Raw genomic sequence first — 19,299 nt, forward strand, 5'->3', positions numbered from 1 at the left:
TCAGGTATAGGTTGAGCCGGTCGGTTGCACCGATGGGCGCTGCATCATCCAGCTAAGAAGCCGCAAACCGAATCGAAACGGCGTGGCGTCCCAAGGGCGGCTACGCGGCAATTGAAAGCAGTCCATGTCGCGAGTAATGACGCCAACCGCGGTCGTGAACGCGGCCGCGAAGCCGGCCTCGCGCACCATCCGAACGTGGCGTTCGTCGAAGTCTTTCTGGACCTTACCATTCGGATAGGCGAACAGCCGCACCGGCTTGCCAAGGAGTTCTTCCAGTTGCTGCTTGCCGACCCTGATCTCGGCCTGCGCATCCGTATCGTCCAGGCTCGTCAATATCGGATGCGATACCGTATGCGCACCGATTTCGATACCGTGGCGGTCCAGGTTCCGCACCATCTCGGGTGTGAGCATCAGGCCCGACGCCAGGCCGTCGCCCACCAGGGCTTCGAGACGCTGGACCAGGCCATGCCTTGCCTGCGGCGGCAGGTACTTGGACCGTTCGATCAGGGCGCCTAGTGTGATTTTCCTGTCGTCCAGGGTCCGCAGCGAATAGGCGCCGAGGCCGAGTTCACTCAGGTCCAGTTGTCCCGCCGGCAGCGTCTGTACTGCTTCGACGATGCGGTCGTTCCACATATTGCCCTGACCGATGTAGCCGCTGGTGACGAACACGGTGGCTGGCAGGCCGAGTTCGCGCAACACCGGCAGCGCCAGGTCATGCACGGAGCGGTAACCGTCGTCGAAGGTGATGCACACCGCGCGCGGCGGGAGCGTCCCGCTCGCCGCCGCGCGCACCGCATCGTACAGGGGGAGCACGTTGAAGCAGCGTGCTAACAGCTCCATTTGCCAGCGGAACGTCGGCAGGTCGGGTTCCGAGGCGAGTAGCGGATCATGTTCTGCCAGCACCCGGTGGTAATTGACGACGCAGACCCCGCCCTTGGCGCCGGCCTGCCGCGCCAGCACATCGCCGGCAAGGCGAATGAAGCGCTCGGTAAAGTAGGAGATTTTTTTTGTTGCCATTATCTCGTGCCCGTTTTCAGCAAGATTCCGGGCGCGTGCAGCGGTGTGGCGGCCGTCGCCCTTATGTCGGACACAATTGCTGGGAGGATGCGGGATTCGAGCACAATCACAAGACCGATGATCGCGAAAATCAGGTCGAAGTAGGCGAAGCTGAGCGCCGCGCCTCCAAGAGCAAAGGCGAAGATACTCAACTGCAGCATCGTTGCCAGCGTTGCGAACCAGCCAGGCAGGCCCTGCTTGCGTGCTGCACGCGATATTTTCCCCGCCTTGCGGAAAGCGCCGATCAGGATCGATACGTAGAGCGCGAGCCCGACGAAGCCATGCTCGCCCAGCACCTGGAAATACACGCTGTGCGCGGCGCGGGCATAGTCCAGGCTGGGAAAGCGGTCGCCGGTATAGAACCAGGAATACGAATAGAAGTCCCGCGCCAGGTCGACCCAGTTCGGCAAGTATTCCAATGCCTTGAAACCGCCACCGAAGAACGGGTGGCGCACCGCCATGATGAAGCTGAGCTTCCAGGAAACGACCCGGGTCATGAAGGATCCGTCTTCACTGGCCGATTCAATCGTATTGATGCGGTCGACCCATTCGTTCGAGGCGAGATGCGCCACGGCGATACCGAGAGCGATGATCAGGATGCCCATCAGGACCTTGCGCTCGCTCTTCACGAACAGGTAGCCGCCCAGCGCGAGCAGTGCGATGAAACCGCCGCGCGACTGGGTGCCGATGACCCCGATTACCAGCAGGCTGATCGTCCCCAGCAAGCCCGCCCTGATGATGCGCGACGACTTCCCGTATTCACCCAGCAGGTAAAAACAGAGCGGCAAGGTCATGACGAACGCGATTGCCAGTTCGTTGCGGTCGCCAAGCACGTGCCCTTCCATGCCAGCGATCTTGTGGCCGCCACCGGTCGCAATGAACTTGAGTGCTTCGAGGTTGGCATAAAACCCGACCGACAGCACCACGCACCACAGCATGAAATCGGCGTGCAGCTTTTTCTGGACGATCAGCAGTACGAATACGAACAGGACGAAGATCTTGGCAAAACGGCTCCAGATATCCCATTGCACCTCCGGCTTGCCGACACCCATGATGGTGCTGAAGGTGGTCCATACGAAGAAGACGATGACCAGCGTGCTGAGAGGGCTGGACGGGAACTTCGGCTTGTTCTTCATGAGAACGTAGGCGATGACGGCTACCGCGGTGAACAGCAGGTTGTAGCGGATGTTCGACGCGGCGCCATACACCCAGCCGTTCGGGAAGAACAGCGCCGTCCAGAGCCACATGCCGAGCGCGATGAAGGGGCGTTTCGCCATTGCGTAGAGCATGACCGGCAACAGCATTAACAGGAATAGATCACGCATGCTTCACCTTTTGCGCTTCCTGTCTTTCGGCTTCGGCGGATTGTCCTGCTTTAATGCCCAGAAGCACAGGAAGGTCACTGCGACCAGATCCAGAGCCCACACGAATGATTCCATTTTTTTTCCTGTAAACGGCTCAGTATGACAGAGCTCTTGTCGGACAGGCCACACCGCGCGCGAGCACCTCGCCGAACACGCGCAGCTGGCCGGCGCTGGTGTCGTCCCAGCTGAAGCCTTCGGCATAACGGCGCGTCGCGGCCCGGTCCGGGTAGTGCGCGCGCAGCGCGTTGACGGCGTCGGCCACCCCTTGCGGGCTGCGTTCGCGCATCAGGACGCCCGCTTCGGGCGCCGCCACCACTTCGGGCGTGCCGTAGACGCGGCTGGCGACCACCGGGGTGCCGCAGGCCATCGATTCGAGCAGCACGTTGGCCCAGCCTTCGCGCGACGAGGCCAGCACCAGCGCGTCGGCGGCGCCATAGTGTTCACGCAGCTGCGCCTGCGGCACGGCGCCCAGGAACTGCACGCGCTCCTGCACGTTCGCACTGCGCGCCAGCGCTTCGAGCATGCCGCGATTGGGTCCGTCGCCGGCCACCACCAGGCGCACGCTAGGGAGCAGGGGCAGGGCGGCGATGATCAGTTCCTGGGCCTTGACCGGCACCAGGTGGCCGACGGTGAGCAGGGTAAACAGCGGATTCGGCTGGCGCTCGACCGGCTGGAACAGCTGCAGGTCGACGCCGTTGCGCAGCGAAGTCACGCGCTCGCGCGGCACGCCCAGCGCCACGACTTCGTCGCGCAGGGCGTTGCAGACGGTGATCACGGCATCGGCGCGGCGCGCCGCCCAGCTGATCATGCGGCGCGGCAGCGCGTACTGCGGCAGCAGCGTGATGTCGGAGCCGCGCGCGGTGATCACCAGCGGCTTGTTGAAGTAGCGCGCCAGCATCGCCGCGGCCACGCCGTCCGGGTAAAAGTAGTGCGCGTCGATCAGGTCGAAGTCGTAACCCTCGTCGATGATGCGCGCGATCGCCGGCTTGGCCGCCTGGGCCAGCAGGAGTGGCGCGACGTTCATGCCGATCTTCGGGATCGTTATATAACGCGGGTGGTCCACCTGCAGCCCGTGGCGCACTTCCGTGCGCGGCACCTTCGCCATCTTCGCGTAGTTGCCGAAGCGTGGATGGGTCGACGGGAACCAGGCCACCGGCGCCACCACGCGCGCCTCGACCTGGCCGGTCGCGACCAGGTGGCGCAGGCGGGTTTCCACGAAGATGCCGTGGCCCGGCTTTTCCGTGTTGGGGAACAGCGTGCTGAAAGTCAGGATCTTCATGCAGCCCGCGATTCCACGACACGGCCCGCCGGGCGGCCAGTGAGGCGACCGTAGATGGCCTGGTAGCGCGCCACGCTGACCGGCCAGTTGCGCTCGGTTTCGACGTAGTAACGGCCGGCCGCGCGCAGCGCCGGCCAGAGCGCGTCGGCGCGCAGCAGGGCGCCGACCTTCTCGGCCAGCGAGGCCGGGTCGTCGGCCTTGAACAGCACGCCGGTCTTGCCGTCGGCGATCAGCTCGAGGTGGCCGCCGACGTCCGACGCGGCCAGGATGCGGCCCTGGGCCATCGCCTCGAGCGGCTTGAGCGGGGTCACCAGGTCGGTCAGGCGCATCGACAGGCGCGGGTAGACCAGCACGTCGAGCAGGTCGTAGTACTTCTGCACCTGGTCGTGCGGCACGCGGCCGGTGAACACCACCTTATCAAGGATGCCCAGGTCCTTGGCCAGCTGGCGCAGCTGGGCGTCCTGGGGACCGCCGCCGACCAGCAGCACGCGCAGGTCGGGCAGTTCGGCGCTCAGGCGCGGCACGGCGCGCAGCAGGATGTCCAGGCCTTCGTAGGCGTAGAAAGAGCCGATGAAGCCGATCAGGCGCGCGCCCTGCAGGCCCAGTTCGGCCTTGAGATCCTGGTCGGCGCTGCCGCCCACCGAGAACTTGTCGATGTCCACCGCGTTCGGGATCACCGTCACCTTGTCGGCCGGGATGCCGCGCGCGACGATGTCCTTGCGCAGGCCTTCGCAGATGGTGGTGACGGCGTCGGCGCGCCTGAGCGCCCAGGTTTCCAGCGCGCGGGTGGCGCGGTAGCGCAGGCCGTTCTCGCTGCTGGTGCCATGGTCGACCGCCGCGTCTTCCCAGAATGCGCGCACTTCGTACACGACCGGAATGCCGAAGCGCTTGCCGGCGCGCAGGGCGGCGACCGCGTTCAGGCTCGGCGAATGGGCGTGCAGCACGTCGGGCTTCACCTGCGGGATGATGTCAAGCAGGCGCTTGGTAAGGCCGTCGATGACTTCCTTCTGGTTCAGCACCGGCAGCCTGGCCAGCGCGCTCTTCGAGGCCCGGGTGCGGTAGAAGTGCAGGCCGTCCACGGTTTCCTCGAGCTGCTCGCCCGAGTTCTGCTTGGAGCCGGTGACGTGGAAGGTTTCCCAGCCGAGCGCGCGCTGTTCGCGCAGGATCGAGCGGGTGCGGAAGGTGTAGCCGCTATGCAGCGGGATCGAGTGGTCGAGGACGTGGAGGACGCGCATGATCTTGTTGTTCCGGTTACTTGTTTTTGCTTGTATCGCTTATGCGGCCGCCAGCGCGGTGCTGCTGTCGGCGCTGCTGCCGGCGGCGCCGTTCTTGCGCAGGAAGGCATCGAACATCAGCACCGACCACAGGGTCGTGCTGTGGTCCTTGGCGCTGGACTGGTGCTCGTCCACCATCTGCTTCAGGAAGGCCGGGTTGAAGATCCCGGTGTCGAGCAGGGCCGGATTGAGCACCGCGCGCCGCATGGCGTCCGCCAGCGGCCCGCGCAGCCAGGCCGCCAGCGGGATCGAGAAGCCCTGCTTCTTGCGGTACAGGATGTCCTGCGAGAGGAAGGGTTCGAGCGCCTTCTTGAAGACGTGCTTGCCCTCGCCGTTGCGCAGCTTGGTGTTCGAGGGCAGGCCCGAGACCCACTCCACGAACTGGTGGTCGAGCAGGGGCACGCGCACTTCCAGTGCATGCGCCATGCTGGCGCGGTCGACCTTGGTCAGGATGTCGCCCGGCAGGTAGGTCTTCATGTCGAGATACTGGATCAGCGACAGCGGGTCGTCGGTCGGCGCCTTGGCCGCATAGCCGCGCATCACCTCGACCGCGCGGTAGCCCTGCAGCCTGCCCTTGAACGATTCGGAGAACAGCTGGTTGCGGATACGGTCGTTGTTGATCGACACGCTGTGGAAGTAGCCGTCGGTCAGGTCGCGCGCCAGCGACTCGAAGGTGGTCTTGGCGCGGAACATGCGCGGCGCCCAGTCGGCTTTCGGATAGGCCGCGCCGAGCAGGCCGAACACCGGCTTGCGCAGCGCCAGCGGCAGCATCGAGCGCACGCGTTCCTCGCCCATGGTCATGCGATGGCGGCGGTAGCCGGCGAAGTTCTCGTCGCCGCCGTCGCCCGACAGCGCCACGGTGACGCGCTTGCGGGCCAGCTGGCAGACCCGGTAGGTCGGGATCGCCGAGCTGTCGGCATAGGGCTCGTCGTACAGCGCGGCCAGGGTGTCGAGCAGGCCGTAGTCGTCCGTGTCGACGGTTTCGCACTGGTGGGTCGTCTTGTACTGCTCGGCCACCTGGCGCGCGTAGTCGGATTCGTCGAAGGCCGGGTCGTCGAACGCGATCGAGCAGGTGTTGACCGGTCCGTCGGTGACCCCGGCCATCATCGCCACCACCGCGCTCGAATCGACGCCGCCCGACAGGAAGGCACCCAGCGGCACGTCCGAGATCAGGTGGCTCTGCACCGCCTCGCGCAGGCGCACCACCAGCTCGGCTTCGATCTCGCGCTCGCTCATGGCGGCATGCGGCGTGAAAGGCACGTCCCAGTACTGCTTCGAGGCCGGCACCGGCTGGCCCACCCGCAAGGTCAGGGTGTGGCCCGGCAACAGCTTCTTGGCGTCGGTGAAAATGGTGCGCGGTTCCGGTACGTAGCCGTAGGCGAAATATTCCTCGACCGCCAGCGGGTCGATCTCGCGCCTGAGGTTCGGCAGGGTCAAGAGCGACTTCAGTTCCGAGCCGAAGGCGAACATCCCGTCCGGCAGCAGCGCGTAGTGCATCGGCTTGATGCCGATGCGGTCGCGCGCCAGGAACAGGGTCTGTTTCGGGCGGTCCCAGATCGCGAAGGCGAACATGCCGCGCAGGTGGCTCACGCAGGCTTCGCCCCACTGCTCGTAGGCGTGGACGATGGTCTCGCTGTCCGAGGGCGTGCGGAACACGTGGCCCAGGCGCTGCAGTTCGGCGCGCAGCTCGCGGAAATTGTAGATCTCGCCGTTGAATACGAGGGCGATGGTCTCGTCCTCGTTGAACAGCGGCTGCAGCCCGGCCTCCAACGCGATGATCGACAGCCGGCGGTGGCCGAAGCCCAGCCCCGGTTCCAGGTGCAGGTCGCCTTCCACGGGTCCGCGGTGGAATTGCGTCTCGTTCATTCGGTGCAGCAGGTCGCGGTCGATGGCGCGGCTGCCCTTGGTATCAAAAATTCCTACTATTCCGCACATGGTGTAATCGCCTTATTTGGCTTATTCGGTGTTGTCTTGGTCTGGCACAGTTCGTCGTACAGGGCGACGTAAGCGGCCAGCATGGCCTGCATGCTGTATTGCTGTTCGACGCGCGCGCGGCCGGCGGCGCCGTGGCGGCGCGCCAGCGCGCGGTCGCGCACGTAAGGGACGATCGCCGCGGCCAGGGCCTGCGGGTCGCGCGGCGGCGCCAGGGCGCCGTTGACGCCCTGCTCGACCAGGTCGGGAATACCGCCGACGGCGGTGGCCACCACCGGCAGGCCGCTCGCCATGGCTTCCAGCAGGGTCACCGGGGTGCCTTCGGCGATCGAGGACAGGGCGAACAACGAGAAGCCGCGCATCACGGGCGCCACGTCGCTGCGCGGGCCGGCGAAGCATACGCTGTCTTGCATGCCGTGTTCGCGCACGCGCGCTTCCAGCTGGGCGCGCAGCGGGCCGTCGCCGACCAGCACCAGGCGCAGCTTCGCCTCGGGCAGTTCGGCCTGCAGCAGCGTGCGCAGCAGGGCGAAGGCATCGACCAGCGTTGCCTGGTCCTTGACGTCCTGCAGGCGGCCGACGGTGCCGATCACGAAGGCGTCCGGATCGTCCTGCCAGGTCTCGAGGGCGCCGGCGGCGGGGGCATCGGCGCGGAAGCGTTCGGTGTCGACGCCGTTGTCGATCAGCTGCAGCTTGGCTGCCGGGATGCGCACCACGCGTTCGAGCCAGCCGCACAGGTCGCGCGACACCGGCACATAGCGGTGGATGAAGGGCGCCAGCAGCCGGCGCAGCAGGTTGTGCTTCGGATTGATGCCCTGCGGGTCGCGTGCGTCGCGGCCGTGTTCGGCATGCACACGCACCGGCACGCCGGCCGCCCAGGCGGTGGCGGCGTATTCGATGGTGCCGAGGTTGTAGGTATGCAGCACGTCCGGCTTCATCCGGCGCAGCAGCCGGAACAGGTCGCGGTGGGTGCCGAGGGCCAGGCCGGCCGGCTTGTGCAGCGCGAACAGCTCGACATCGGGGCGCGTGATGCGCTGGGCGAAGTCGGTATAGTCGGTCAGGCAGATCACCGCGTGGCGGTAACGGCCGGCCGGCATGCGGTTGATGGAGTCGACCAGCAACGTCTCCAGGCCGCCGATGTCGAGGCGGTAGATCAGGTGCGCCACCAGTGGCACTTGCACGGAAACGTGTACGGCGCTCATCTCAATGACCCCTGGTGCTCGCCAGCGCGGCGTCGACCGCCGCGAAATTCTGGGTCAGGAAGGCGCGCAGCGCGGCGCGCGCCGCATCCTTGCTGTCGGCGGCAGGTGCGGCGATCGCCACCAGCGCGCCGTCGTCGCCGCGGAACAGCAGCTTGCCCTGGGCCTGGCGCAGCTTGCCGGTCACGTTGCTCGTGATATAGCTGCCGTCCACCCACAGCACATGCCAGACCAGCAGCGGCCCGCCGGGACCGGACAGCACCGTTTCGCGCAGCGCCAGCGTACGGCCGGCGGCCTGTTCGCTGCGTTGCGCCGAGCCGGTCTCGTGGAAGGCATCCTGCCACCCCGCCAGGCGGTTGACCGAGCTGATCAAGCCCTTCTGCTTGCTCTGGTTGCGGTAGTACAGCAGCTGCAGCTGGACCGGGCGGCCTTCCGGGGCACGATAGACGCGGACCAGGCGCGCGTCCGGTTCCATGTAGTCCACTTCCCAGTCCGGGAAGCCGGCAGCCGCCGGCCAGGCCACGCCCGGCGCGGCCAGCGCGACCGGCTGCGGATTGTGGTTGGCGCGTTCGTTGTAGGCGGCAAAGGCTGGCCAGACGGCGGCCATTGCGACGACGGCCAGGGCCATCGGCAGCAGCGATTTCGCCGGGCCTGGTGCAGGTGCGGCCGTATCGGATGTCTTGCCGGCTGCAGGGGCGGACGCGACGGCCGGCGCGGGCTGGTCGTCCTCACGCCAGTAGCTGCCGATCCAGAACATGATGAACATGACGATGCCGAAGAACAGCCAGCCATAGACCAGGTGGTCGACGCCGGTGGCCAGCTCCATGCCGCTCATGTGGCCGATCATGACGATGCCGTAGGCGCGCAGCCAGTTGGCCACGATCGGCACCACGATCGACAGGCCGATGAACATCGCGCGGCGCAGGTTCGAGCGGTAGGTGAGGTAGGCGTACAGGCAGCCCAGGGTGATCGAGGAAATCAGGTAGCGGATGCCGCTGCAGGCTTCGACCACCGACCAGCTGCCGGTGGGCAGCTCGAAGCGGGTGCCGTTGCGCAGCACCGGGATGCCGGTGGCCTGCACCGCCCACACCGTGAAGTCGGCGGTGTAGTTGATCAAGGGAGCGACGAAGATTTCGCCGAACGGCACCGCGAACAGCAGGAACAGCAGCGGGAAGGTGAACTTCGAGGCCAGGCGCGGGCCCAGCAGCGTGAGCGCCGCCAGCGGAAGCATGGCCACGAACGCGTATTGCATCACCACCTGGACGTCGCCCATGCGCCCGGCCAGCCAGGCCAGGCCGGCGCCGGCCATCAGCACCAGTCCCGGCCACCACGGCCGCGCCGGCAGGCGCGCGAACCAGGCGCGCTCGCGCCAGATCAAGCCCAGGCTGATCGGCAGGATCACGTAGCCGTGCGCGAAGGTCTCCGAGCTGTTCCAGATGTCGACCATCGAGCGCACGGTGCCCAGGTACAGCAGGAAGGGCGCCAGCAGCGCCAGCGCCAGGAGCAGCAGGCTGGCGCGCGCAGGCGGCGCAGGGGTGTCGACGCCCGCCTGGAGTACGCCGGGTGGAGGGGTCAGATGCATTCGAGTCGCTCCCCGATGCAGGCCAGGTTGCTCGGCCAGCTGTACTTGCGTTCGACCCTGGCGCGTGCGGCCAGGCCGATCTCGTTGCCGCTGCGGGCCAGCAGGGCGCCGACCGCGTCGGCGAAGCCGGCGGCGTCGTGCGCCAGCACCAGTTCGCGGCCCGGCTCGGCCTCGATGCCCTCGAGCGCCTGCGGCGACACCACCACCGGGGTGGCCATCGCCATCGCCTCGAGCACCTTGTTCTGGATGCCGCGCGCGATGCGCAGCGGCGCCACCGCGGCGCGCGCGTGGGCGATGTACGGACGCACGTCGGGCACGGTGCCGGTGACGACGATGTTCTGCTGCTTGGCCAGTTCCAGCACGGCCGGGGTCGGGCGCGCGCCGACGATATAGAAACGCAGGTCGGGGAAGCGCGCACGCAGCAGCGGCATCACGTCCGCGGCGAACCATTGCACCGCGTCGACGTTGGGCCAGTAATCCATGGCGCCGGTGAACGCGATGGCGCGCTCGCCTTCGGCATAGGGGCTGGACTGCACCGCCTCGGGCGAGAAGTAGTCGGTATCGACGCCGTTGCTGAAGAAGCCGATGCGGGCATCGCTTTCCGGCGCGAGCTGGCGGAACAGGTCGGCCTCGGGGGCGGATACGAACAGCGAGGCGTCGTAGTCGCGCGCCACCTGGCGCTCGTAGGACAGCAGCTGGCGCGCCTCGTGGCGGTACAGCCAGCTCATCGGCCAGGATTTCTTGTCGGCGTACTGGCGCCACTTGTCGGAATCGACGTCGCAGAAGTCGACCACGCGGCGCGCGTTCGGGTACTTGTCGGCGTACTGCGCCATCGCCGAGGAGAACACCAGCACGCGCTCGATCTTGTGGGCGGCGACGGTCTGGTCGACCCAGCGCTGCATGCTGGCGTCGCGGTAGTAGTCGAGCGAGAGCGAGCGGTTCTTGACCAGCGCGCCCAGGCTGCGCACCCGCGACAGCAACGGGTTCAGGCTGGCGAAGTGGCTGCTCGCGCACATCTTCTCGACGGTCGGCACGTGTTGCCAGTCGTCGGCATCGTCCACGAAGGTCGCCAGGTGCACCCGGTAGTCGCGCGCCAGGTGCTTGAGCAGGTGGTAGGAGCGGATCTTGTCGCCCTTGTTGGGCGGGTAGGGGATCCGGTGGATCAGCAGCAGCAGGTCTTCCACGTCTTATCCCAGGTTGCGCACGATGTAGGGGCCGAGGAAGTTCGCCACCGGCAGCGGCAGCTTCTTCCACATCTTGATGAACAGCTGGTACTTCGGATTCAGCGGATTGTTGTCCGGCAGCTGGCTTGACGCGTACAGCTTGTATTCATACGGCAGCGGCGTGGCCGTGAATCCCCAGTTCTTCTTGAAGTCGTAGGCGCCGGTGCCCAGCTTGCTGCGACCGTAGTCGAAGATCCTGCAGCCACGCGCGGCGGCGGCCTGCATCAGGTTCCAGTACATGAAGTCGTTGCCGGCCACTTCGCGCGCCAGGTCCATGCCGCCGCCGTAGTAGGGCACTACCTCGTCGCGCCAGTAGAACGAGAGCACCGAGGCCACCAGGCGGTCGTCGCTGGTGTAGATGCTGCGCACCTCGCACTCGTCGCCGAAGGTCTGCTGCAGCATGGCGAAGTATTTTTTCGGGAACACCGGGGTGCCCAGGCGCAGCACGCTGTTGGCATAGGCCTCGAACATGCGGTCGACGTTGTCCTCGACCACGCCCTTCAGGCCCAGCTTGATCCCCTTGCGCACCATCGCGCGCTGCTTGCGCGGAATGGCATTCAGGTTTTCTTCATCGTCGGCGCTGATCTCCTTGCGGAAGGTGACGTACAGCTCCTTGGTGTGCCAGCTCGGGTCGTCCGGGTGGGCGCGCTGCATGCCGCGGTATTCGAGGTGCCCGACGCCGAGTTCGCGCGCCAGCTTGTCGGCGGCTTCGTCGAGCAGCAAACGCGCGCCGTCGTCGATCGCCGCCACGCCGCCGTAGACGCAGAAGGGCATGGCGCCGAGCGAGTGGCCGAACAGGCGGCTCTTGATCTGCGCCAGCGGCAGGACGCCCTGGATCTGGCCGTCCTGCTGGACGTAGTAGAACCAGGTCTTGATGCCGAACGAGGCTTCGATGACTTTCTGCCAGCCCGACAGGTGGAAGAAGGTGGCGTCGGGGCAGGCGCGCACGAAAGCATCCCAGCGGGCGCGTTCGTGCGGCTGCAGGAGGTGGAGCGTTTGCGGTCCGGTGGCGAGCACCGGGGCGGCGCGTTTGGCCTGTGCCGCTTCAATGATCGAGTTCATGCCGTGCTATGCCTTGTTGTTGTTTGCTGCGCTTGTACAGTGTGTTGCTGCGTTGTTCATTGACCGTCGAGGAAGATGCGGTCCATGCGGTCCCATGCGAAGTCGCGCGCCAGTTGCTCGAGGCGGCCTTCCATGCGCTCGATGTTGACGTAGTGGCGGAAGCGCGACTTGGCGTCCAGGCCCGCCGGGCGCGGCTGGCCCGGGTCGAGTTCCCAGGGGTGGAAGTAGAACAGGGCCGGCTGGCGATCCTCGCGGTTCACCTTCTGCATCATCCAGCGCGACAGCGCGTAGGGCAGCAGGCGGAAGTAGCCGCCGCCACCGGCCGGCAGGTTCCGTCCCAGCATGTTGACCGTGGTGACCGGCACTTCCAGCAGGCCGTCCGGGCCATGCGGGTAGAACGCGAAGCGCGGCGCGTCCGGCATGCCGTAGTGGTCGTGCGCGATCGGGTAGATGCTCGAGCTGTAGCGGTAGCCGGCTTCCTGCAGCGCCTCCAGCGCCCACAGGTTGGCGTGGCCGATCGAGAAGCTCGGCGCCCGGTACCCGAGCACCGCCTGGCCGCCGATGTCTTCCAGCAGGGCCTTGCTTGACCGGATATCGTTGTCGAACTGGGCGCGGTCCTGGTCCGAGGCGCGCAGGTGGGCGTAGCCGTGGCTGGCCAGTTCGTGGCCGGCGGCGACGATGCTGCGCACCATGGCGGGATAGCGTTCGGCGATCCAGCCGAGGGTGAAGAAAGTGGCCTTCACGCCGTGCCGTTCGTAGATCGCCAGGATGCGTTCCATATTGGCCTCAACGCGGCACTCGCGGCTCGGCCAGCTGTCGCGGTCGATGTAGGGCGCGAAGGCCGAGACCTGGAAGTAATCCTCGACGTCGCAGGTCATGGCATTCTTGATGCGCTCGCCCGGAGCAGGCTGGCGGCGCGGGGCAGGGGCGTAGAGTTTCATTCCTGGTTGTCCATGTGCTGGGCCGCCGCGCCCTGCGGCGTGGCGACGATTTTCTTCAGGATCGAGAGTACCGAGACGATCGATTTCTCGAGGCGCATCATGCGTTCGTCGAGCACTTCCACGCTGGCGCCCGCGCGCCGCTCGCCGCCACGCTTGTCCAGCGCGCCCAGGTCATCCCCCTCGAGGGCGGCAGCGGCTGCGGGGTCCGCCGTGCCCAGGACATCGGGCGCCTGGAATTCCTCGGCGATGTCGCGCACCACTTCGCCGATATCGGCTTCGCTGAAGGCGTGCATCTCTTCCAGGTAGCCCATCAGGAGCACCCGGTCCATCAGCGTATTGGTCTTGCGCGGGATGCCGCCGCTGTAGCCGTAGACCGCGGCATGGGCGCCGTCGTCGAAAGCGGGGTCGCCCTTCCAGCCGACCGTGGCCAGGCGGTGCTCGACGTAGGCGCGGGTTTCCTGCGCGTCCATCGGGCCCAGGTGGTAGCTGGCGATCACGCGCTGGCGCAGCTGCTGCATGCCGGGGCTGTGCAGGGTGGCGCGGAATTCCGGCTGGCCGAGCAGGAAGGTCTGCAGCAGCGAGCGGTCGTCGGTCTGGAAATTCGACAGCATGCGCAGTTCCTCGACCGTGCGCGCATTCAGGTTCTGGGCTTCGTCGATCACCAGCAGGGCGCGCTTGCCCTGGCGGTCGACGCCGCGCAGGAACTGTTCCAGGCGGTTCAGCAGCTCGGCCTTGCTGGCGCCTTCGAACGGCAGGCCGAAGGCCGAGACCACCATGCGCAGCGTGTCTTCCGGGTCGAGGCTGGTGTTGACGATGTGGGCGGCGACGATCTGGTCGGTCGGGATCTTGTTGAGCAGGTTGCGTACCAGCGTGGTCTTGCCGGCGCCGACTTCACCGGTGATGACGATGAAGCCTTCGCCCTGCGACAGGCCGTACTCGAGGTAGGCCATGGCGCGCTTGTGGCCCTTGCTGCCGAAGAAGAAATGGGGATCGGGACGCAGCTGGAAGGGCTTGGCGGACAGTCCGTAATAGGTTTCGTACATGGCTCGCTATTCCTTAAAGCAGCACGGTCAGGCTGGCGGAGATGGCGTTTTCGCGGTAGTCGCCCGCATTCGGGCCGCGGCCACCGCCCGTCCTGCGTACTTCGATGGCTCCGCGCAAGTCGTTGCCGAGCAGGCGGGTGAGGCCCATGCGCAGTTCGTGGTGGGGAGATTCGTAGCCCGTCCTCAGCGACAGGCTGCGCGAAATGACGGCCGCGCCGGTGATGCTGGTGCGCGAGTTCAGGCGGTAGTCGTAGTTCAGGCTGACGCCCTTCTGGCGCACGTTGTCGTTCAGGCTGCTGAGCTGGCTGCCGAGCAGTTCGCTGTCGCTTTGCTGGTCCGACAGGGCGACGCGTTCGGTGCGGTATACGCTCAGGACGGCGCGGCTGCGGCCCTTTGCATAGGCCACCGAGCCCTGCAGGCGCTTTTCGCGCAGGTAGCGGTTGCTCAGGAAATTGATGCTGTCGGCCAGGCTGGGCGGCAAACCGGTCAGCTGGATGTAGTCGGCCACTGCCTGCTGCCGCAACACCGGGTCGGTGATCGTTGCCGAAAACAGGCTGTCGAGCAGGGCGGCGGTGTCGATCGTGGACGGCAGCAGGAACTGCTGGCGGCTGGTGGTGATCAGATCGTCGTAGCTGATGTTCCAGACCGTGTGGCGGCTGCGGTGCAAGGCCAGCAGCTTGCCGGTCTGGCCATAGTAGTGGCGGCCGATCTCGGCGTTCAGGCGGGTGCGCTGGGAAGGGGTCCAGTCGAAACCGCCCGACCAGCTGCGTCCTTCGGTGCGGCCGCCCATCGACTGGTAATCGTAGCGGTCGTAGCCGATCCGGCCGGTCAGCCAGAGACGCTTGTTGAGGGCATAGCGCAGGCTGCCGTTCGCGTTCTCGCTCGACGATTCGCCGCTCACCTCGTTGTCGAGGTCCTGGCGCATGTAGCTGAGACCCCAGCCGAGCGTGTCGAAAGACTTGCCGCTGGCAAGGCTGGCGCTGAGATTGTCGCTCGAGCTGTCGCCGAAGGCGCTGCGATCCGAGTCGACCGAGTCGCGCGTATAGCGCACCGACAGGTGCGCGGCATGGCCGAAGCGCTGCTCGAGGCGGGGACTGATGCGCCAGGTCTTGACCTGGGTCCGGTTGCCCAGCGAGTAGAGGCGGCCGCCCTGCTCGCCGAAGGCCGAGATGCTCTCGGGCGACGAGGAAGCGCTGGCGTCGACGAACAGGAAGTCCTCGACCAGCTCGCCGCGGCCGTCGAGCGCATAGCCGTAGCTGCGATCGGCGGTATTTGGCATGCCGCCCCGGCTATAGGCGAACTGGTGCACCTGGCCGGAGGCCGCCAGCTGGAAGCGGCGGCTCCTGCCGAACAGTGTCAGGCCGGGGTTGAGGTCGGTGACGAACTGGGAATGCGCGCGCGCGTCGTCCTGGCGGCTGACGTTGTCGGTAAAGGTTTCGGTGACGCTGATGGTCGGCTGGATACGCCAGTCGGCCTGGCATTCGCCTGCCAGCAGCATGGCTGCGGCGGCGAGCGGCGCCAGGCGCGGCAGCTTAGCCATAGTGGTAGTCATACGTTTCTTCGATGCCGGGGATGTCCCTGGTCTTGTTATAGATGAGGTTGACGTTGTCGTAGCCATCGAGCTGGTGCAGCGCTTCCTTGACGGCGTGCTGGGTCGTGGTCTGGGCTTCGACCACCACCACGATCTGGCCCATGTGCGAGGCCAGCGCGCGCGCTTCGCTGGTGAGCAGCAGCGGAGGCGAATCGAAGATGACGATCCGGTCCGGGTAGCGGTGGGCGATCTCGTTCACCAGCGAGGCCATCGTCGAGCTGGCCAGCAGTTCGGTGGCGCGCGGCGTGCTGGTGCCGGCGGCCAGGATGCTCAGGGTGTCGACGTTGGTGCGCAGCAGGACGTCGGAGACGTCGAGCTTGTCGTCGATCAGCAGGTCCATCAGGCCGCGCTGGGCCGGCAGTCCGAGCGTGCGCAGCACCGAGGGGCGCGCCACGTCGGCGTCCACCAGCAGCACGGTATGGTCGAGTTCCATGGCGATGCTCATCGCCAGGTTGATCGCGCAATAGGTCTTGCCTTCGCCCGGCAGCGAGCTGGTCATCATGATCAGGTTGCCTGGCTTGCCATTGTTGCCTTCCGCGTCGAAAGCGCGCTTGAGCAACGGACGCTTGATGATGCGGAAGTCTTCGAGCAGGCTGGTACGTCCACCGGCGGCGGTGACCATGCCCTCGTCGCGCATCTTGGCCAGGTCCAGCTCGACCTTGCGCGGGGCGTGGCGCATGGTCGCGCCGGCGCTTGCCGCGGCCGATGCCTGCGGGGCCCTCTCGGGCACGGGCAGGGTTGGCGCGGCCGGTGCCGGCGGGGGAACGGCCGGCGCTGCGGCAGCCGCCGTGGTGTCGAGGATCCCGATGTCGGTATCGGTGGCCGGCGCCGGCATGGCCGCCTGGCCGCGTTCGAGGTCGATGCGGCGCGCCGCTTTTTCGATAATGCTCACGTCTGCTCCTTGTGATCGTTACAGGCCGGTCGGGCGCACCAGGATGGCGGCGACGCCCGCGCCGTAGAGGCCGAGCAGCACCAGCATGGCGGTGCCCAGCGCATACAGGCGGCGCTTGCGGCGGACGGTCTGCTCGCCGGTCCAGTTCATGCTGATCGAGCCGAGGATCGGCAGGTCAGTGGCGTCGCGCAGCGAGGACTGGCTGAGGAAGGTCGGGCGCAGCTGGCTCATCAGGAAAGCGGCAGCCAGGCCGGCACCGAGCGCCACCACGAACACCAGCGAGAACAGGCGCAGGCGATTCGGGCCGGAAGGCAGGTTCGGCGCGGTCGGCGGATCGATCACGCGGAAAGTCAGCATGTCGGTCGCCGAGGACAGGTCGCCCGACAGCTTGGCCGATTCGCGGCGCTCGACCAGTTTCTGGTAGTTTTCGCGATTGACTTCGTAGTCGCGGTTCAGCTGGGCCAGCTGGGCTTCGACTTCCGGCGCCTGGGTGCTGCGGGCGCGCAACTGGGCCACGCGGTTGGCATACTCGGACACACGCGCCCGCAACGATGCCACGCGCGCTTCGGCATCGGCCAGCGACACGTTCAGTTGCTGGAACATCGGGCTGTAGCCGGCGCCCGGATCGGCGCTGGGCTTGCGGTTCTTGGCTTCTTCTTTCTTGCGCGCGATCAGCTGGTCGCGCAGGCGCACGTTGGCGACGATGTCGGGGTGCGCTTCGGTGTACTGGGTGCGCAGGCTGTCCAGGGTCTTGGTGACGGCGGCGATGCGCTCGTCCAGTTCCGGATTGCTGACCGGCGCCACCACGGTGTCGCCCGGCGCCGATTCGCCCGAGATCCTGCGACGCAGCGCATTGCGGGCCTGTTCGGCCTCGGCCAGCTCCAGGCGCGCGCTGTTGAGCGCATCGTTCGCGGCCACCATGCGCGAGCCATAGTCGCCGCCGCCTTGCGACGGCAGCATGCCGAGGTGGAGGATCTTGAATTCCTTCAGGCTGTTTTCGGCCGCGGCCAGTTTCTCTTCATAACTGCGGATCTGGTCGTCGATGAACTGCACCGCCTTGTCCGAATCCTGCTTCTTGCCGCCGAAGCTACCCTCGACAAAGATCGTCAGCAGCGCCTGCACCACGTCCTTGCCCAGCTTCGGGTCGGTGGCGGTATAGGTAATGGTGTAGATGTCGTCGCGTTCGGTACCGCCGAGCTTGATCTTCGACATCATTTCGTCGACCATCTTGTCGTGTTCCTTGGCATTGGTGGCCTGGACGTCGAGGTCGACCATGCGCATGACCCGCTCGACGTTCGGGCGGCTGATCAGGGTGCCGCGCATGAACATCACCTGCTGCTCGACGTTCGGCAGCGTCGTCATGCCCGACAGCAGCGGCTTGAGGATGCTCTGGGTGTCGACATAGACGCGCGCGGACGCTTCGTACTGGTTGGGCAGCTTCAGTACCACGGCCCAGCCGACGATGGCCACGACCCAGGTAATGACGACCGCGTGCCAGCGGTATTTTCCGATTGCTTTTAGGAATGTGAGGATAGCGGCTGTGATGTCTGCCATGTCATGAATCTCGCCTTAAGGACTTGCGCTAACGCAAGTACACCAATCAATAAATAAACTGCATGATCGCTTGTTGACTGAGCAATTGCAATTGCGGGTCGGAAAAATGTACGGCGAACGCGACGAATCTAACGGTGTGTACAACACAAATTCCCAACAACAACACTTTTGTTCAAGCTTTGCAACATCTACCCGCAGTTGCTTTCAAAATTGCAACTTCCGGGCGGATAAAATGTTTTCTTCAGTCAAGCGCAGCAAAGTGGGCACAGGACCCTCATACTGTCCTCTATAACAAGTATTGCCCTGGATCAAATGTCTATTTTAATGTCGAGATTGCAAAAGTGCCCACACAATTGATTTCTATTCGGAACAGTTTTCACGGTCGTCCGCTTGCCCTGCCGGGTATCCTGTTGATTGCATTTTTAGCAATTATCTCTGTCTTGCTGGGCCCTGCACCGGCACGGGCAGCAGCCGACCCGCTTCCCGCGACGGTCACGCGTGTCAAGCCCTCGGTGGTCGGGGTCGGTACCCTGCTCAAGACGCGCCAGCCGGCCACGATCTTCGTCGGCACCGGCTTCGTTGTCGGCGACGGACTGAGCGTCATCACGAATGCCCACGTGATCCCCGAGCGGCTGGACGTCGCGCGGATGGAGGAGCTCGGCATTGTGCTCGGCGCCGGGCCGGAAACGGTGGGCTTTCGCGCAGCCCGCCTGGTGGGCCTCGACCGCGAACACGACCTGGCGCACCTGCGCCTGTCCGGTACGCCGCTGCCGGCCATGAGCCTGGGCGCCGACGATGCCGTGGCCGAGGGCCAGTTGCTGGCCTTTACCGGCTACCCGCTCGGAATGCGGCTGGGCCTGCATGCTGCGACCCACCGGGCCACGCTGGCGGCAATCGCGCCCGCCGTACGGCCCTCGCTCAGCTCGCGGCAACTGGATGCGCGCGCCATCGCCCAACTCCAGCGCAACGCCTTCGGCATCTACCAGCTGGATGGCACCGCCTATCCGGGCAATAGCGGCAGCCCCCTGTACGAGCCGGACACCGGGGCCGTTGTCGGCGTCATCAACATGGTCTACCTTAAGGGTTTGAAGGAAAGTGCGGTGTCGAACCCGAGCGGGATTACCTATGCGATCCCGGTGCGCTACGTGCGCGAACTGTTGCAAAGAAGCCCATAGTATTTCAGCAGTGCATGGGGTTGCCTAAGTGCTATGGTATAAAATAGGGCTCGACACATAGCGAGCCCGCCCGCGGTCCCCGGAATGGAAGGCTGCGGCCCATGCCAAACCAGGGGATTCTTTGACGTGAGCACG

General features: G+C 66.0%; 15 protein-coding genes. 1 reads left to right on the forward strand and 14 read right to left on the reverse strand.

The annotated features are described in order from the left end of the window. The 14 genes from IM543_01790 to IM543_01855 all read right to left on the reverse strand — a co-directional run bounded on the left by IM543_01790 (position 1) and on the right by IM543_01855 (position 17,989). Positions 1-1,017 carry a polysaccharide deacetylase family protein gene (locus IM543_01790; protein ID QOY94676.1) on the reverse strand — a complete coding sequence of 339 codons (1,017 nt, stop codon included), beginning with the start codon at positions 1,015-1,017 and terminating at the stop codon, positions 1-3. Then, positions 1,017-2,381: a putative O-glycosylation ligase, exosortase A system-associated gene (locus IM543_01795; protein QOY94677.1), complete on the reverse strand. Its 1,365-nt coding sequence runs from the start codon at positions 2,379-2,381 to the stop codon at positions 1,017-1,019. The genes IM543_01790 and IM543_01795 overlap by 1 nt, the downstream gene beginning before the upstream one ends. A 133-nt stretch (positions 2,382-2,514) precedes the next feature. Continuing rightward, the gene (locus IM543_01800; protein QOY94678.1) at positions 2,515-3,699 is read right to left on the reverse strand and encodes a glycosyltransferase family 4 protein; all 1,185 of its coding nucleotides are present in this window, start codon (positions 3,697-3,699) and stop codon (positions 2,515-2,517) included. Further along, positions 3,696-4,934: a glycosyltransferase, exosortase A system-associated gene (locus tag IM543_01805; GenBank protein QOY94679.1), complete on the reverse strand. Its 1,239-nt coding sequence runs from the start codon at positions 4,932-4,934 to the stop codon at positions 3,696-3,698. Before IM543_01805 ends, IM543_01800 begins: the two co-directional genes overlap by 4 nt. A 39-nt stretch (positions 4,935-4,973) precedes the next feature. Beyond that, on the reverse strand, positions 4,974-6,908 hold the full coding sequence (locus IM543_01810) for an amidotransferase 1, exosortase A system-associated (GenBank protein ID QOY94680.1): 1,935 nt from the start codon (positions 6,906-6,908) through the stop codon (positions 4,974-4,976). After that, complete coding sequence (locus IM543_01815; protein QOY94681.1) at positions 6,896-8,104, reverse strand: TIGR03088 family PEP-CTERM/XrtA system glycosyltransferase; 1,209 nt, start codon at positions 8,102-8,104, stop codon at positions 6,896-6,898. The genes IM543_01810 and IM543_01815 overlap by 13 nt, the downstream gene beginning before the upstream one ends. 1 nt (position 8,105) lies before the next feature. After that, positions 8,106-9,683, reverse strand: coding sequence for an exosortase A (xrtA, locus tag IM543_01820; protein ID QOY94682.1), 1,578 nt, complete (start codon positions 9,681-9,683; stop codon positions 8,106-8,108). Next, positions 9,674-10,867, reverse strand: coding sequence for a TIGR03087 family PEP-CTERM/XrtA system glycosyltransferase (locus tag IM543_01825; protein ID QOY94683.1), 1,194 nt, complete (start codon positions 10,865-10,867; stop codon positions 9,674-9,676). The genes xrtA and IM543_01825 overlap by 10 nt, the downstream gene beginning before the upstream one ends. A gap of 3 nt (positions 10,868-10,870) precedes the next feature. After that, positions 10,871-11,968, reverse strand: a complete 1,098-nt coding sequence (locus tag IM543_01830; protein ID QOY94684.1) for a FemAB family PEP-CTERM system-associated protein — start codon at positions 11,966-11,968, stop codon at positions 10,871-10,873. Positions 11,969-12,024: 56 nt separating this feature from the next. Continuing rightward, positions 12,025-12,909 carry a DUF3473 domain-containing protein gene (locus IM543_01835; GenBank protein QOY94685.1) on the reverse strand — a complete coding sequence of 295 codons (885 nt, stop codon included), beginning with the start codon at positions 12,907-12,909 and terminating at the stop codon, positions 12,025-12,027. Then, positions 12,906-13,952, reverse strand: a complete 1,047-nt coding sequence (locus tag IM543_01840) for an AAA family ATPase (GenBank protein QOY94686.1) — start codon at positions 13,950-13,952, stop codon at positions 12,906-12,908. Before IM543_01840 ends, IM543_01835 begins: the two co-directional genes overlap by 4 nt. A 13-nt stretch (positions 13,953-13,965) precedes the next feature. Next, positions 13,966-15,504 carry a TIGR03016 family PEP-CTERM system-associated outer membrane protein gene (locus IM543_01845; protein ID QOY94687.1) on the reverse strand — a complete coding sequence of 513 codons (1,539 nt, stop codon included), beginning with the start codon at positions 15,502-15,504 and terminating at the stop codon, positions 13,966-13,968. Continuing rightward, the gene (locus IM543_01850) at positions 15,485-16,378 is read right to left on the reverse strand and encodes a tyrosine-protein kinase family protein (GenBank protein ID QOY96474.1); all 894 of its coding nucleotides are present in this window, start codon (positions 16,376-16,378) and stop codon (positions 15,485-15,487) included. The genes IM543_01845 and IM543_01850 overlap by 20 nt, the downstream gene beginning before the upstream one ends. A 75-nt stretch (positions 16,379-16,453) precedes the next feature. Continuing rightward, positions 16,454-17,989: a chain length-determining protein gene (locus tag IM543_01855; GenBank protein QOY94688.1), complete on the reverse strand. Its 1,536-nt coding sequence runs from the start codon at positions 17,987-17,989 to the stop codon at positions 16,454-16,456. A gap of 404 nt (positions 17,990-18,393) precedes the next feature. Here IM543_01855 and IM543_01860 point away from each other — a divergent pair, with 404 nt between their 5' ends. Further along, positions 18,394-19,164, forward strand: coding sequence for a trypsin-like peptidase domain-containing protein (locus IM543_01860; GenBank protein QOY96475.1), 771 nt, complete (start codon positions 18,394-18,396; stop codon positions 19,162-19,164). Positions 19,165-19,299: the final 135 nt, after the last annotated feature.

Origin of the sequence: Massilia sp. UMI-21 (assembly GCA_015277795.1) — a bacterium.
Lineage (GTDB): Bacteria > Pseudomonadota > Gammaproteobacteria > Burkholderiales > Burkholderiaceae_D > Telluria.